Origin of the sequence: Streptomyces musisoli, from assembly GCF_016741855.1 — a bacterium.
Lineage (GTDB): Bacteria > Actinomycetota > Actinomycetes > Streptomycetales > Streptomycetaceae > Streptomyces > Streptomyces musisoli.
Window position 1 is genome coordinate 261881 of record NZ_JAERRH010000003.1, and the last position, 15869, is coordinate 277749.

The 15869-nt window shown below is 72.9% G+C and carries 10 protein-coding genes and 1 pseudogene; 5 read left to right on the forward strand and 6 right to left on the reverse strand.

Annotation, left to right across the window (positions count from 1 at the left end):
* Positions 1–10: 10 nt before the first annotated feature.
* Entirely contained in the window at positions 11–1744 is a 1734-nt protein-coding gene (locus JK361_RS09405) for an ABC transporter ATP-binding protein (RefSeq protein ID WP_201815254.1), read from the forward strand.
* Positions 1744–3669: an ABC transporter ATP-binding protein gene (locus JK361_RS09410; RefSeq protein ID WP_201815255.1), complete on the forward strand. Its 1926-nt coding sequence runs from the start codon at positions 1744–1746 to the stop codon at positions 3667–3669. Before JK361_RS09405 ends, JK361_RS09410 begins: the two co-directional genes overlap by 1 nt.
* Positions 3670–3703: 34 nt before the next feature.
* Here JK361_RS09410 and JK361_RS09415 read toward each other — a convergent pair.
* The 5 genes and pseudogenes from JK361_RS09415 to JK361_RS09435 all read right to left on the reverse strand — a co-directional run bounded on the left by JK361_RS09415 (position 3704) and on the right by JK361_RS09435 (position 10816).
* A pseudogene (locus JK361_RS09415) lies at positions 3704–5043 on the reverse strand (RNA polymerase sigma factor).
* An 84-nt stretch (positions 5044–5127) separates the two neighbouring features.
* Entirely contained in the window at positions 5128–7038 is a 1911-nt protein-coding gene (dnaG, locus tag JK361_RS09420) for a DNA primase (RefSeq protein ID WP_201815257.1), read from the reverse strand.
* Positions 7039–7140: 102 nt separating this feature from the next.
* Positions 7141–8406, reverse strand: a complete 1266-nt coding sequence (locus JK361_RS09425; protein WP_201815258.1) for an NAD(P)/FAD-dependent oxidoreductase — start codon at positions 8404–8406, stop codon at positions 7141–7143.
* A 136-nt stretch (positions 8407–8542) separates the two neighbouring features.
* Positions 8543–9883 (reverse strand): deoxyguanosinetriphosphate triphosphohydrolase, encoded by a 1341-nt coding sequence (locus tag JK361_RS09430; RefSeq protein WP_201815259.1) that lies wholly within the window; start codon positions 9881–9883, stop codon positions 8543–8545.
* A 78-nt stretch (positions 9884–9961) separates the two neighbouring features.
* A complete protein-coding gene (locus tag JK361_RS09435) occupies positions 9962–10816 on the reverse strand; it encodes a sirohydrochlorin chelatase (protein WP_201815260.1) in 855 nt (284 codons plus the stop codon).
* 153 nt (positions 10817–10969) lie between these two features.
* Here JK361_RS09435 and JK361_RS09440 point away from each other — a divergent pair, with 153 nt between their 5' ends.
* The 3 genes from JK361_RS09440 to JK361_RS09450 all read left to right on the forward strand — a co-directional run bounded on the left by JK361_RS09440 (position 10970) and on the right by JK361_RS09450 (position 15345).
* On the forward strand, positions 10970–11653 hold the full coding sequence (locus JK361_RS09440; RefSeq protein WP_201815261.1) for a SanA/YdcF family protein: 684 nt from the start codon (positions 10970–10972) through the stop codon (positions 11651–11653).
* A 3-nt stretch (positions 11654–11656) separates the two neighbouring features.
* Positions 11657–13126 carry a membrane-associated oxidoreductase gene (locus tag JK361_RS09445; protein ID WP_201815262.1) on the forward strand — a complete coding sequence of 490 codons (1470 nt, stop codon included), beginning with the start codon at positions 11657–11659 and terminating at the stop codon, positions 13124–13126.
* 110 nt (positions 13127–13236) lie between these two features.
* On the forward strand, positions 13237–15345 hold the full coding sequence (locus JK361_RS09450) for a molybdopterin oxidoreductase family protein (RefSeq protein WP_201815263.1): 2109 nt from the start codon (positions 13237–13239) through the stop codon (positions 15343–15345).
* A gap of 46 nt (positions 15346–15391) precedes the next feature.
* Here the strand turns inward: JK361_RS09450 and JK361_RS09455 are convergent, their stop codons facing one another.
* Positions 15392–15832: a gamma-glutamylcyclotransferase family protein gene (locus tag JK361_RS09455; protein ID WP_201815264.1), complete on the reverse strand. Its 441-nt coding sequence runs from the start codon at positions 15830–15832 to the stop codon at positions 15392–15394.
* Between the last annotated feature and the right edge of the window lie 37 nt (positions 15833–15869).

Below are 15869 nucleotides of genomic sequence, written 5' to 3' on the forward strand. Positions count from 1 at the left end.
GAGACGTAGCGTGCTCATACGACTTCTGCGGACCTATCTCAGGCCCTACAAGAAACCCATCGCCGTCCTGGTGGTGCTGCAGTTCCTCCAGACCTGCGCCACCCTCTACCTGCCCACGCTGAACGCGGACATCATCGACAACGGTGTCGTGACGGGTGACACGGGTTACATACTGTCCTTCGGCGCCCTGATGATCGGCATCTCGCTGGCACAGGTCGTGTGCAACATCGGTGCCGTCTACTACGGCGCCCGGACCGCCTCCGCGCTCGGCCGGGACGTGCGGGGCGAGGTCTTCGACCGGGTGCAGTCCTTCTCCGCGCGTGAGGTGGGTCACTTCGGGGCGCCCTCGCTGATCACCCGTACGACGAACGACGTGCAGCAGGTCCAGATGCTGGCCCTGATGACGTTCACCCTGATGGTGTCGGCGCCCATCATGTGCGTGGGCGGCATCGTGCTGGCCCTCGGCCTGGACGTACCGCTGTCCGGGGTGCTGGTCGCGGTCGTGCCGGTCCTCGGCGTCTCCGTGACGCTCATCGTGCGCCGGCTGCGCCCGCTGTTCCGGTCGATGCAGGTCCGGCTGGACACGGTGAACCGGGTGCTGCGCGAGCAGATCACCGGCAACCGGGTCATCCGCGCCTTCGTCCGGGACGGGTACGAGCAGGGCCGGTTCGGGAAGGCCAACGCCGAGCTGACCGACATGCAGATGGCCACCGGCCGGATGCTCGCCCTGATGTTCCCGATCGTCATGACGGTCGTGAACCTGTCGTCCATCGCGGTGGTGTGGTTCGGCGCCCACCGGATCGACAGCGGCGGGATGGCCATCGGCGACCTGACCGCGTTCCTCGCCTATCTGATGCAGATCGTCATGTCCGTGATGATGGCCACCTTCATGTTCATGATGGTGCCGCGCGCGGAGGTCTGCGCCGAGCGCATCCAGGAGGTCCTGGAGACCGAGTCCAGCGTCGTGCCGCCGGCGGCTCCGGTCACCGAGCTGCGCGCGCACGGGCACCTGGAGATCCGGGGCGCGGGCTTCCGCTACCCGGGTGCCGAGGAACCGGTGCTGAAGTCCGTCGACCTGGTGGCCCGGCCGGGCGAGACGACCGCCGTGATCGGCTCCACCGGCAGCGGCAAGTCGACCCTGCTCGGACTCGTCCCCCGGCTCTTCGACAACACCGAGGGCGAGGTCCTGGTGAACGGCGTGGGCGTCCAGGACGTCGACCCGCGGCTGCTCGCGAAGACCGTCGGGCTCGTGCCCCAGAAGCCGTACCTGTTCGCGGGCACCGTCGCCACCAACCTGCGCTACGGCAACCCGGACGCCACCGACGAGGAGCTGTGGCAGGCGCTGAAGGTGGCGCAGGCCGAGGACTTCGTTCGGAAGCTGGAGGGCGGCCTGGACGCGCCGATCTCACAGGGCGGCACGAACGTCTCCGGCGGTCAGCGCCAGCGGCTCGCCATCGCCCGCACGCTCGTGCAGCGCCCGGAGATCTACCTCTTCGACGACTCCTTCTCGGCGCTCGACTACGCCACCGACGCCGCCCTGCGCGCCGCGCTGGCCGAGGAGACCGCCGAGGCGACCGTCGTCATCGTCGCCCAGCGGGTGGCGACGATCCGGGACGCCGACCGGATCATCGTGCTCGACGAGGGCCGGGTGGTCGGCTCCGGCCGGCACGCCGAACTGATGGCGTCCAACGAGACCTACCGGGAGATCGTGCTCTCCCAGCTGACGGAAGCGGAGGCAGCCTGATGGCCGGGCCCATGGGACGCATGATGGCCGGGGGGCCCGACCAGCGCTCGATGGACTTCAAGGGGTCGGGCCGGCGGCTCGTCGCCCAGTTCAGGCCCGAGCGGTTCACGATCTACGGTCTGCTGCTGTGCGTGGTCGTCAGCGTGGGCCTGAGCGTGGTCGGCCCGAAGATCCTCGGCAGGGCCACCGACCTGGTGTTCGCCGGCATCATCGGCCGGCAGATGCCCGAGGGGGCCACCAAGGAGCAGGTGCTCGACTCCATGCGCGAGCGCGGCCAGGGCCGGGTCGCGGACATGCTGGGCGGCACCGACTTCACCCCCGGCAAGGGGATCGACTTCGGTGCCGTCGGCGACGTGCTGCTGCTCGCGCTCGGCACGTTCCTGGTCGCGGGTCTGCTGATGGCCATCGCGACCCGGCTGGTCAACCGTGCCGTGAACCGCACGATGTACCGGCTGCGGGAGGACGTGCAGACGAAGCTGTCGCGGCTGCCGCTGTCGTACTTCGACAAGCGCCAGCGCGGTGAGGTGCTGTCCCGGGCGACGAACGACATCGACAACATCGGGCAGACCCTCCAGCAGTCGATGGGCCAGCTGATCAACTCGGTGCTGACCATCGTCGGCGTCCTGGTGATGATGTTCTGGGTCTCCTGGCTGCTGGCACTGGTCGCGCTCGTCACCGTGCCGCTGTCGTTCGTGGTCGCCACCCGGGTCGGCAAGCGGTCGCAGCCGCACTTCGTGCAGCAGTGGCGCTCCACCGGCAAGCTGAACGCCCACATCGAGGAGATGTACACCGGGCACACCCTGGTGAAGGTGTTCGGCCGGCAGGAGGAGTCGGCCCGGCAGTTCGCCGAGCAGAACGAGGCGCTGTACGAGGCCGGGTTCAGGGCGCAGTTCAACAGCGGTGTCATGCAGCCGCTGATGATGTTCGTGTCGAACCTGAACTACGTGCTGGTCGCGGTCGTCGGCGGCCTGCGCGTCGCTTCGGGCTCCCTGTCCATCGGTGACGTCCAGGCGTTCATCCAGTACTCGCGGCAGTTCTCCATGCCGCTGACGCAGGTCGCGTCGATGGCGAACCTGGTGCAGTCGGGTGTCGCGTCGGCCGAGCGGGTCTTCGAACTCCTCGACGCCGAGGAGCAGGAGGCCGATCCGGTGCCGGGCGAGCGGCCGGAGGAGCTGAGCGGGCGGGTGCGCCTCGAGAACGTGTCGTTCCGGTACGAGCCGGAGAAGCCGCTGATCGAGGACCTGTCGCTCACGGTCGAGCCGGGGCACACGGTGGCGATCGTCGGCCCGACCGGCGCCGGCAAGACCACGCTGGTCAACCTGCTGATGCGGTTCTACGACGTGTCCGACGGCCGGATCACCCTCGACGGGGTGGACATCCGCAGGATGACCAGGGACGAACTCCGGTCCGGCATCGGCATGGTGCTCCAGGACACCTGGCTGTTCGGCGGCACCATCGCGGAGAACATCGCGTACGGCGCCGCGCGCGAGGTCACCCGCGGCGAGATCGAGGAGGCCGCGCGCGCCGCGCACGCGGACCGTTTCGTCCGCACTCTGCCCGACGGGTACGACACCGTGATCGACGACGAGGGCACGGGTGTCAGCGCCGGTGAGAAGCAGCTGATCACCATCGCGCGGGCGTTCCTGTCCGACCCGGTGATCCTGGTGCTGGACGAGGCGACGAGTTCCGTGGACACACGCACGGAGGTGCTGATCCAGAAGGCGATGGCCAAGCTGGCCGCCGGCCGTACGTCGTTCGTGATCGCGCACCGGCTGTCGACGATCCGGGACGCCGACACGATCCTCGTGATGGAGAACGGGTCCATCGTCGAACAGGGCGCCCACACGGAGCTGTTGGCGGCCGACGGGGCGTACGCCCGGCTGTACAAGGCCCAGTTCGCGCAGGCTGTGGCCGAGGTCGACTAGGCGCACGGGGGGGCCGCCGGACGGCGGTTCCCCCTCAGTCCAGGTAGCCCCTGAGCTGGTCCGCGAAGGCGTGGTCCCGCAGCTTGTTCAGCGTCTTGGACTCGATCTGCCGTATCCGTTCCCGCGTCACGCCGAAGATGCGCCCTATCTCCTCCAGGGTGCGCGGGCGCCCGTCGGCCAGCCCGTAGCGGAGCTGTACGACCTTGCGCTCCCGCTCCCCCAGCGTGGACAGCACCGCCTCCAGGTGCTCGCGCAGCAGCAGGAACGCCGCCGATTCGACCGGGCTCGCCGCGTCGCCGTCCTCGATGAGGTCGCCGAGGGCGACGTCGTCCTCCTCGCCGACCGGGGCGTGCAGCGACACCGGCTCCTGGGCGAGACGCAGCACCTCGCCCACCCGCTCGGGCGGGAGGTCCAGGTGGGCGGCGACCTCGTCCGGGGTCGGCTCGTAGCCGCGCTCCTGGAGCATCCGCCGCTGGACGCGGACGACGCGGTTGATCAGCTCCACCACGTGCACCGGGACGCGGATGGTGCGGGCCTGGTCCGCCAGGGCCCGGGACATGGCCTGGCGGATCCACCAGGTCGCGTACGTCGAGAACTTGTAGCCCCGGGCGTAGTCGAACTTCTCCACGGCCCGGATGAGCCCGAGGTTGCCCTCCTGCACCAGGTCGAGCATGGTCAGGCCGCGGCCGACGTACCGCTTGGCGACGGAGACGACGAGCCGCAGGTTGGCCTCGATGAGCCGGCGCTTGGCCATCCGGCCCATGACGACGAGCCGGTCCAGGTCGCGTCCGAGCCGGCTGTCCAGGTCGGGGGTGCTGCCCAGCTTCTCCTCGGCGAACAGGCCGGCCTCCACCCGGCGGGCGAGTTCCACCTCCTCGGCCGCGGTGAGCAGCGGGATACGGCCGATCTCGCGCAGGTACTGGCGGAACAGATCGGCCGAGGGGCCCCCGGACTCGGCCCGGGCGGCGGCCGGCGCCTCGACGGGCTCGACGGCCTCCGCGGTCTCCTCGGGCTCTTCCGCGAGCGCCTCGGCGGGGGGTTCCGCCGGCTCCGCGGCCGCCGCCTCGGGGTGCAGGGCGGCTCGGCCCTGCGGGGGCACGGCCACGAGGACGTCCGTCTCCGGTTCCGGCTCGTCCGCGCCGGTGCTGGTGGCGCTGGTACTGCTGTCGGTCTGGGTGAGGGTCCGGGTCTGCACGGGGGGCGACCTCCAGGATGATCGCTGCTGAAGGTGTGCGGCAGCGGTATGCGGCAGCGGAGAGTCGACGGCCTGCGCTCCGAGGACTCGGGCACCGCCCCCAGTGTGGAGTACGACACAAGCCCGCCACGAGGGGCGTGCGGTGACTTTTTGCGTCCGGTCCGTGACGGGGAGGTCATCTGGCTCGCCGGACTATGCGGCCGGCACGTGCGGACCCGGGCGGCCCCGGGCGGCCCCGGGAGAGGGCCGGCCCGCCCCGGGCGTCACAGCGCCTCCGCGCCCCGCTCCCGCAACGCCTGGTCGTACTGCTGGAGGACCCACAACTCGTTCTGCACGGCGGCCAGCTGGGCGGGGTCGCCGCCGGCGGCCAGGCGGGTCAGCTGGGACTGGATGTCGCGGATGCGGCGCTCCACGGCCCGGCGGCGGATCTGCACCAGGACCGTGCCGGCGTACGTCTCGTCCACCGTGCGCCGCAGGATCGGCTCGACGGCCAGCTCGGTGACCATCGCGCGGACCGTGTCGTCGGGCGCGGCCTCGCGCACCCGGACCAGATACTCCTGCGGGTCCGGCACGCCGTACTCGGCGCCGCCCGACTCCGCGACGGCCTGGCGCACCGCGGCGTACGGCGGGGCGGTGAACTCGTCCACGCCGTAGGCGTCGAAGGCCGGGGAGACCAGTTCGGGGCGCTGGAGGGCGAGTTTGAGCAGTTCGCGCTCGGCGGCGTGGACGGGGTTGCGCAGGGTCAGCGCCGGGCCGCCGGCGGCCTGGCGGGGTGCCTCGGTCCACTGCCGGCCGTCCGGGCGGGGCCGGCCCTGCTGCGGGGCGTCCTTGCCGCCCCGGTCCCGGGCCCAGCGGGCCAGCTGGGCGACGCGGCGGACCACGAACTGGGTGTCGAGGATGCCGAGCATGCCGGCCAGCTGGACGGCGACCTCGTGCTGGGCGCCGCTGTTCTTGATCCGGGCGACGATCGGCGCGGCCTCGTCCAGGGCCGCCGCGCGGCCCGCCGGGGTGTCCAGGTCGTAGCGGACCATGATCTGGCGGAGCGCGAACTCGAAGAGCGGGGTGCGGGGTTCGGCCAGGTCGGCGACCGCCTCGTCGCCCTTGGCGAGACGCAGCTCGCACGGGTCCATGCCGTCGGGCGCGATCGCGATGTACGTCTCCGCGGCGAACTTCTGGTCGTCCTCGAAGGCGCGCAGCGCGGCCTTCTGCCCGGCCGCGTCACCGTCGAAGGTGAAGATCACCCGGGCCGAGCCGTTGTCCATCAGCAGCCGGCGCAGGATCTTGATGTGGTCGCCGCCGAAGGCCGTACCGCAGGTCGCGATGGCCGTCGTCACACCGGCGAGATGGCAGGCCATGACGTCGGTGTAGCCCTCGACCACGACCGCCCGGCTGGACTTCGCGATCTCCTTCTTCGCGAGGTCGATGCCGTACAGCACCTGGCTCTTGCGGTAGATCGCCGTCTCGGGCGTGTTCAGGTACTTCGGGCCGGTGTCCGCCTCGTACAGCTTGCGGGCGCCGAAGCCGACGACCTCGCCGCCGATGTCCCGGATGGGCCACATGAGCCGGCCCCGGAAGCGGTCGATCGGACCGCGGCGGCCCTCCTGCGAAAGACCGGAGAGGGTCAGTTCCTTGTCGGTGAAGCCCTTGCCGCGCAGGTAGCGGGTGAGGTGGTCCCAGCCCTGGGGGCTGTAGCCCACGCCGAAGTGGACGGCGGCGGCCTGGTCGAAGCCGCGCTCGGCGAGGAAGACCCGGCCGGTCTCGGCCTCGGGGCTGGTGGCGAGCTGCTCGGCGTACCACTGCGCGGCGATCTTGTGTGCCTCGACCAGGCGGATGCGCTCGCCGCGCTGGTGGGCCGGGTTGTACCCGCCCTCCTCGTACCGCAGGGTGATGCCGGCCTGGGCGGCCAGCCGCTCGACCGCCTCCGAGAAGGAGAGGTGGTCCACCTTCATGACGAAGGTGATGGTGTCGCCGCCCTCCTGGCAGCCGAAGCAGTGGAAGAGTCCCTTGCTCGGGCTGACCTGGAAGGACGGCGACTTCTCGTCGTGGAACGGGCACAGGCCCTTGAGGTTGCCGCCGCCCGCGTTGCGCAGCTGGAGGTACTCGGAGACCACGGCGTCGATCGGGACCGCGTCCCGTACCGCCTTCACGTCCTCGTCGTTGATCCGTCCTGCCACGGATGAATTCTACGGGGGCGCGGCGCCCCCTCGGTGGCGCGGGAACCTCGCCGGCGACCGCGCACGGCCCGCGGGCGCGGCCCGCCGGACGGCGGCGGACGCCTAGGCGCCGAGGCTCTCCAACGGCACGTGCGGGTCCGCGAGCGCTTCGAGATCCACCGGCACCGCGGCCCGGATCAGTTTCTGGATCTGCTCTGTGACATCCCACACGTTCACGTTCATCCCGGCCAGCACGCGTCCCTGCGCCACCCAGAACGCGATGAACTCCCGCTTGCCGGCGTCGCCGCGGATCACCACCTCGTCGTACGTCCCGGGCGGCGCCCAGCCGCTGTACTCCATGCCCAGGTCGTACTGGTCGGTGAAGAAGTAGGGCACGCGGTCGTAGACCACCTCCCTGCCCAGCATCGCGCGCGCCGCCGCCGGTCCGCCGTTCAGCGCGTTGGCCCAGTGCTCGACCCGCAGCCGGGTGCCGAACCGGGCGTGCGGGAAGGAGGCGACGTCACCGGCCGCGTAGATCTCGGGGTCGGACGTGCGCAGCCGCTCGTCGACGACGATGCCGCCGCCGTGCGCCCGGTCGGCGATCTCCAGCCCCGCCGCCTCGGCGAGCGCGATCCGCGGCGCCGCGCCGATGGCCGCGAGGACGTCGTGCGCCGGGTGCTCCTCGCCGTCGTCGGTGCGGGCCGCGAGGACCATGCCGTCCTGGCCGACGATCTCGGTGAGCCGCACGCCGAAGCGGAAGCGGACGCCGTGCTCGCGGTGCAGCTGGGCGAAGACGTTGCCCAGCTCGGGGCCGAGGACGCCGTGCAGCGGGGTCGGGGCCGGTTCGATCACCGTGACCTCGGCGCCGTACTCGCGGGCGGCTGCCGCGACCTCCAGGCCGATCCAGCCGGCGCCGGCGATCACGATGTGCCCGTTGTCCCGGCCGAGGTGCTGGAGGACGCCTTTCAGCCGCTCGGCGTGCGCCAGGCGGCGCAGGTGGTGGACGCCCGCCAGGCCGGTGCCGGGGATGTCGAGGCGGCGCGGTTCGGCACCGGTGACCAGCAGCAGCTTGTCGTACCGGACGAGGGTGCCGTCCTCACCGAAGCGGACCGTCTTCGCCGTGCGGTCGATGCGGTCCACGGTCTGGCCGAGATGCAGCTCGATGTCGTTCTGCGCGTACCAGGCGGGCTCGTGCACGAAGACGCTGTCGCGTTCCTCCTTGCCGAGCAGATAGCCCTTGGACAGTGGCGGTCGCTCGTACGGGTGGTCGCGTTCGTCGCAGATCAGTATCACCCGTCCGCTGTAGCCCTCCGCCCGGAGCGTTTCGGCCGCCTTCGCGCCGGCGAGGCCGCCTCCGACGATGACGAATGTCTGATCCGCGTCGACCACTTGATGCCTCCTACGGGGGTCTGGGGGGTGTCTCCCCAGAGAACACAGCGTGTGCCGCCACATGCGAGCGTCCCGCACGTGGCGTGCTGCGGGAAGAGGGGGTGACCCGATCAGGCCACGCCGGGTCACGTTCCCTCTACATATGCCCCGTCAGTCTCGCGTGCAGCGAGAGGGCGGAGGCGTCGGTGAGGGAGGCGATCTGGTCGACGATCACCCGCTTGCGCGCCCGGTCGTCGCCCGCCGCGTCGAACAGGGCCCGGAACTGGGGGTCCAGGCCGTCGGGGGCGCGGGCGGTCAGCGCCTCGGCCAGCTCGGCGACGATCACCCGCTGGTCGGCCCGGAGCCGCTCCTGCTCGGCGCGCTGCATCACGTACCGGTCCGCGACCGCCTTGAGCACCGCGCACTCCATGCGGGTCCGGCGGGGTACGACCAGCTCGGCGCCGTAGCGGGTGAGCCGGCCGGTGCCCGCCCCCGTGCCCGGACGGCCCGGGTGGTACCCCCACGCGGCGCGCGTGGCGGACTCCGCGGCGAGGCAGAACCGGCCGATGAGCTGGCTGGTGGCGTCCTTGAGGCGGGCCTGGGCGACGGCCGTGCCGTCGTAGCCGTGCGGCCACCACTCCTCGGCCTGGAGGCGTTCCAGGGCCTCGGCCAGCTCGGCCGGGTCGGTGTCCGCGGGGACGTAGCGCCCGATGGCGACCGCGAACACCGCCTGCCGTTCGGACTCCGCGTGCAGGCTGTCGGGGTCGATGTGACCGGCGTGCAGGCCGTCCTCGACGTCGTGCACCGAGTACGCCACGTCGTCCGACCAGTCCATGACCTGCGCCTCGAAGCAGGTGCGGGTGCCCGGGGCGTGGGCCCGGACCCAGTCGAACACCGGGCGGTCGTCCTCGTACACACCGAACTTCCGGGACGCCGGGTCGGTCGGGTGCGCCCCGCGCGGCCACGGGTACTTGGTGGCGGCGTCGAGGGTGGCCCGGGTGAGGTTGAGGCCGACGGAGCCCTCCTCGGTGAAGCGCTTGGGCTCGATGCGGGTGAGGAGCCTGAGGGACTGGGCGTTGCCCTCGAAGCCGCCGCAGTCGTCGGCGAACTCGTTCAGCGCGGTTTCGCCGTTGTGGCCGAAGGGCGGGTGGCCGAGGTCGTGGGACAGACAGGCCGCCTCCACCAGGTCGGGATCGCAGCCGAGGGCCGCGCCCAGCTCACGGCCGACCTGGGCGCACTCCAGGGAGTGGGTGAGCCTGGTGCGGGGGCTGGCGTCCCAGGCGTGGCTTCGGGTGCCGGGGGTGACGACCTGGGTCTTGCCGGCGAGGCGGCGCAGCGCCGCGGAGTGGAGGATGCGGGCGCGGTCGCGCTGGAAGGCGGTGCGGCCCGGGCGTTTGTCCGGCTCGGGGGCCCAGCGCTCGACCGACGCCGGGTCGTAGACCGAGGAGGGTGCGGTGTCGATTCCTGCGGTGTCTGCGGTTCCTGCGGTGCCTTCCATGATTCGACAGTACGGGTCGGCGGTGACATCGGGCGGGCCGCTGCACCGGAACGTCCCGCACGAAGCCGCCGCTCCGTCTCAGGCCGAGGCCGGCTCCGCCCGCGTCGCCCGGGTCTGGTCGTAGCGGTGCAGGATCAGGCGGGCCATCGCCGGGTGGGCGCCCATGGGGGCCGAGACGATCCACGGGGCCTGCTCGGCGCACTGCGTCGCGAACCGTCCCGGGGCCGTGAAGTACGACGCGATCGCCACCCGGGGCCGGCCGCGGGCCGCCAGTGCGCGTACGGCCGTCGGGACGGCCGGGGCCGCCGCCGAGGCGTAGGCCGGGACCACCGGGACGCCGAGGCGGTCGGCGAGGAGGCGGGCGGTGCGGCGGGTGTCGGTGGCCGAGTCGGGGTCCCGGGAGCCGGCGGCGGCCAGGACGACCGCGCTCGCGCGGCGCGTCGGCTCGTCCATGTCCGCGGGCCAGCCGGCCTCGGCGAGGCGGTCGTACAGGGTGTCCGCCAGCAGCGGGTGCGGGCCGAGCGGGGCGGCCAGGCGCGTGTGGGCCCGGGCCGTGGCCGCCATGCCGGGGATGTCCTGCCTGGTGTGGTAGCCGCGGGACAGGAGCAGCGGGACGAGGACGGCCTCGGTGTCGCCGAGCGCGGCGAGGGTGCCGGGGAGCAGGGGCTCGTTCAGCTCGATGTGGCCCAGGTGCACGGGGAGCCCGGGGCGCAGTGCGCGCACGCGGTCCTGAAGGGCCCGTACGGTGGCCGCCGCGCGCGGGTCGCGGCTGCCGTGGGCGACCAGGACGAGCGGGGGCGGGGCCGGGCGGCGGACGGGCGGGGAGACGAGCCGGAGCCGCCCGGCGAGCCGGCTGCCGATGCCGTTCACGAGGTGCGCCGTGCTGTCGAGGCGGATGCCGGACTCGGAGCGGGGAGGGTGCGACGCCGTCATGGAAGGATCCTGCCGTCGTCAGGTTGCGCGGCCGTTGCCGTGCCGTCACGAGCGTTTTCCGCCGGTTCACGTCGCACGGATGCACGATGTGAGGCGAACCGGATCGCCGTCGCTCGCGTCCTCCTTGGTCGGGACCGATCACTGGGGGGCCGCATGAGGATCCGTCGACCGCGGCTGCCGCGCACCCGGACGGGGCAGCGGCGGCTGGTGCAGGCCGTGATGGCCGGGTGCGTGCTGGCGCTGCTGCCGATGACCTGGCTGTACGTGTCCACGGCGGACCGGCTGCGGACCACCGCGGACGTGCCGCGCACCGAGGTGGCGGTGGTGTTCGGGGCGGGGCTGTGGAACGAGGATCGGCCGTCGCCGTACCTCGCGCGCCGGCTGGACGCGGCGGCCGGGCTGTACCGGACGGGACGGATCGAGGTCGTGCTGGTCACCGGGGACAACAGCCGCGAGGACTACGACGAGCCCGACGCCATGCGCGCCTACCTGACGAAGCACGGGGTGCCGGACGCGCGGATCGTGAGCGACTACGCCGGGTTCGACACCTGGGACTCCTGCGTCCGGGCCAAGAAGATCTTCGGGGTGGACCGGGCGGTGCTGATCAGCCAGGACTTCCACATCCGGCGGGCGGTGGCGCTGTGCGAGGCCGCGGGCGTGGACTCGTACGGCGTCGGGGTCGACGACAAGCACGACGTGACCTGGTACTACGGCGGCACGCGCGAGGTGTTCGCGGCCGGCAAGGCGGCGCTGGACGCGCTGCTGCGGCCCGATCCGCAATTCCTCGGGCCGAAGGAGCCGGGCGTCGCGGAGGCGCTCGCGGGAGCACGGGACTGAGGCATGGAGACCACCGGTCTGACGCCCGCCGAGCGCCGTGTCCTGGAGGCGTTCCCGCTCGGCGAGGGGGTCGACTTCCGGCAGGGCGACGACGACGATCCCGCACTGGGCGCCTCGTGGGGCGCCGAGCGCACGCTGCGCGCGGAGGTGCTGCGGGAGCTGCTGCTGGACGGGCCGGTGCGGGCGGGGCGGATAGCCGGCCTGAAGGTGACGGGCGCGCGGATCACCGGGCGGCTGGACCTCAAGTACGGCACGGTCGGCCACCCCGTCCGGCTGCGCTCCTGCCACTTCGAGGAGGCGCCCGACCTGTACGGGGCACAGGTCGGCGCCCTGGTCCTGAGCGACTCGGTGCTGCCCGGGCTGACGGCCGGGACCCTGCGCGCCGAGGGGGTCGTGCGGATCACCTGCTGCCGGATCACGGGGCCGGTCCGGCTCCAGGGCGCGAAGCTGTCCGGGGCGTTCTTCGCCAACGGCGCGCGGCTCGGTGTGCCCGGCGAGGACCCCGAGGAGGCCGTCCTCCAGCTCAACCACGCCGAGATCGGCACGGACGTGTGGGCCCCGGGCCTGGTCGCGCACGGAAAGGTCCACCTGAACGGGACGGTCGTCCGCAACCAGGTGAACCTCGACGACGCGGAGCTGACCGCTCCCGGGCAGACCGTGCTGCACGCCGAGGTGCTGACGGTCGGCACCGACCTGCACGCCATGCGGCTGCGGACCCGCGGCCGGGTGAACCTGGCCGGTGCCCGGATCCCCCGGCAGCTCAACCTCGCCCATGCCCGTCTGTCCGACCCGGGCGGCCAGGCCCTGCGCGCCAGCAGCAGTGTGATCGGCGAGCTGTGGCTGCGGGAGGCCGCGCCCATCGACGGGGACGTCAATCTGCGCCGGGCCCAGTTCGACCTGTTGCACGTACCGCCCGAGGTGTGGCCGCACCGGGTCCGGCTGGACGGGCTCGGCTACCGCGTGCTGACCCCGCACCTCCCGGCCGGACAGCGTCTCGCGCTGCTGGAACGCGACCCGGACGGCTACCTTCCGCAGCCGTACGAGCAGTTGACCACCGCGTACCGCACGGTCGGCGACGACGCCTCCGCGCGCACCGTCCAGCTGGCCAGGCTCCGCCGCCACCGCCGCACCCTGCCGCCCTACGCCCGGCTGTGGGGCTTGCTCCAGGACGCGGCCGTCGGCTACGGATTCCGCCCGATGCGGGCAGCGGGCTGGCTGCTGTTGCTGCTGTGCACCGGAACGCTCGCCTTCGCCCTGCACCATCCGCCGGCGCTCAAGCCCGCCGAGGCGCCGGCGTTCAATCCGCTCGCCTACACCCTCGACCTGCTGCTGCCGATCATCGACTTCGGCCAGGGGAGTGCCTTCGCGCCGCGCGGCCGGTACCAGTGGCTGGCGTACCTGCTGACGGCCACCGGCTGGGTACTGGCCACCACGATCGCGGCGGGCGTCACCCGCTCGCTGAACCGGCAGTAGCAACGCACCGCGACCTCACGACACCCCCGGGCCGGCGGGGAGGTCGCCGTGCCGGGGGCGTAACCGGACACGACCAGGGGCCGTAACACGGCGGACGCACGCTGGGCGGTATGGAGAACGCCTCGACGCCCACCCACTGCCCGTACTGCGCCTTGCAGTGCGGGATGAACGTCACGTCCCTGCCGCAGGGGGGCGTCGAGGTCACCGAGCGACCGGACTTCCCCGTCAACCGGGGTGCGCTGTGCGGCAAGGGCCGTACGGCGGCCCGGGTGCTGTCGCCCGCGGTGCGGCTGACCACGCCGCTGGTGCGGGAGGGCGGCCGGCTGGTGGAGGCGGGCTGGCCCCGGGCTCTGGACCGGATCGCCGAGGGGCTCGGGGCGGCGCGGGAGCGGTACGGCCCGGACGCGCTCGGCGTGTTCGGCGGGGGCGGGCTGACCAACGAGAAGGCGTACGCGCTGGGCAAGTTCGCGCGGGTGGTGCTGGGCACGTCGCAGATCGACTACAACGGCCGGTTCTGCATGTCGTCGGCCGCGGCGGCGGGCACGAAGGCGTTCGGTCTGGACCGCGGGCTGCCGTTCCCGCTCGAGGACATCCCGAAGACCGGCTGTGTGATCCTCGTCGGGTCCAACCTGGCCGAGACCATGCCGCCGTCGCTGCGGTTCTTCTCGGAACTGCGGGAGAACGGCGGCACGCTGATCGTCGTGGATCCGCGCCGGACCCGGACGGCCGAGCAGGCCGACCTGCACCTGGCGCCCCGGCCGGGCACCGACCTCGCCCTGGCCCTCGGCCTGCTGCACCTGGTGGTGGCGGAGGGGCGGACGGACGAGGAGTACATCCGGGAGCGGACCACGGGCTGGGACGAGGCCCGGGCGGCGGCGATGGCGCACTGGCCGGAGTACGTGGAGCGGATCACCGGGGTGCCGGTGCCGCAGCTCCGGGAGGCGGTGCGGATGTTCTGTGCGCCGGACGCGGCGATGGTGCTGACCGCTCGGGGGCCGGAGCAGCAGTCGAAGGGCACGGACACGGTGGGCGCCTGGATCAACCTCTGCCTGGCGACCGGCCGGCCGGGCCGTCCCCGCTCCGGCTACGGCTGTCTGACCGGGCAGGGCAACGGGCAGGGCGGCCGCGAGCACGGCCAGAAGGCCGACCAGCTGCCCGGTTACCGCAAGCTGGACGATCCCGCGGCGCGGCGGCACGTGGCCGGGGTGTGGGGCGTGCCCCCGGACAGCCTGCCCGGTCCGGGGCGCAGCGCCTACGAACTCCTCGACTCCCTCGGCACGGACGTGCGGGCGCTGCTCCTGATGGGCTCCAACCCGGTGGTGTCCGCGCCCCGCGCGGCCCACGTGGAGGAGCGGCTGCGGTCGCTGGATTTCCTGGCCGTGGCCGACGTCGTCCTGTCCGAGACGGCGGAGCTGGCGGACGTCGTGCTGCCGGTGACCCAGTGGGCGGAGGAGACGGGCACGACGACCAGTCTGGAGGGCCGCGTGCTGCTGCGCCGCCAGGCCGTCACGCCGCCGCCCGGCGTCCACAGCGATCTGTACGTCCTGCACGAGCTGGCCGACCGGCTCGGCGTGGAGAAGGGCTTCCCGACCGACCCGGAGGAGACCTTCGAGGAACTCCGCCGGGCCAGCGCGGGCGGCCCGGCGGACTACTCGGGCATCACCTACCGCCGCCTGGCCGAGGAGAACGGCGTCTTCTGGCCCTGCCCGGACGAGCCGGCCGCGGGGGCCGCGTCCGCCGCCCGCCCGCACCCCGGCACCCCCCGCCTCTTCGGCGACCGCTTCGCCACCCCCGACGGCCGGGCCCGCTTCGTCCCCGTCGTGCACCGGGCCACCGCCGAGGAACCGGACGCCGAGTATCCGCTGCTGCTGACCACCGGCCGGGTGGTGTCCCAGTACCAGTCGGGGGCGCAGACCCGGCGCGTCGCGGAGCTGAACGCGGCGGCGCCCGGGCCGTTCGTGGAGCTGCATCCGCGGCTCGCGGCCCGGCTGGGTGCGGCCGACGGCGACCGGTTGGCGGTGATCTCCCGGCGCGGCCGGGCCGTCGCGCCGGCCCGGATCACCGGCGCCATCCGCCCGGACACCGTCTTCATGCCCTTCCACTGGCCGGGCGAGGGCCGGGCCAACACGCTCACCAACCCGGCGCTGGACCCGACGTCCCGGATGCCGGAGTTCAAGTCCTGCGCGGTACGGGTGGAGGTCCTGGACCCGAAGGCCTAGGTATTGGGCGTCGAGGTGCCCGAGGGGACGGTGCTGCCGGGCCGGGTCAGCGGCGGGAGATCCAGTCGCCGCCCGTGATGCGGGTCCCGGTGCCGCGCAGCCGGGCGGCGATCCCCGGGGCGGCCAGGTAGACCCAGGCCCGGACGGTGCCGCCGGCGGCGCGTACGACGTCCCGGGCGGCGCGCTCGTAGAGGTTGCGGGGGTCGCCCGGTACGTACTCCTCCAGCCGGTCCAGGGCGGCGAGCAGTTCCCCGTAGGCCTCCGGCCGGGCGGTGACCAGCTCCCCGCGCACGGTTTCGCCGGACTCCTCGACGGCGTAGGGATAGCCGGGTCCGTCGTACAGGACGGCGCCGGTGAGGTGTCCCGGTTCCTCGGCGAGGGTGCGGCCGCGCAGGAACAGGTCGTGGTTCACCTCGCCGGGGCGGAGCGTGCCGTAGACGAGGAAGGGCAGGGGGCGGACATCCTCGCGTGGTTCCTCGGCGATCACGGAAACGATTCTCTACCCACGCCGGCTCCCCACACAT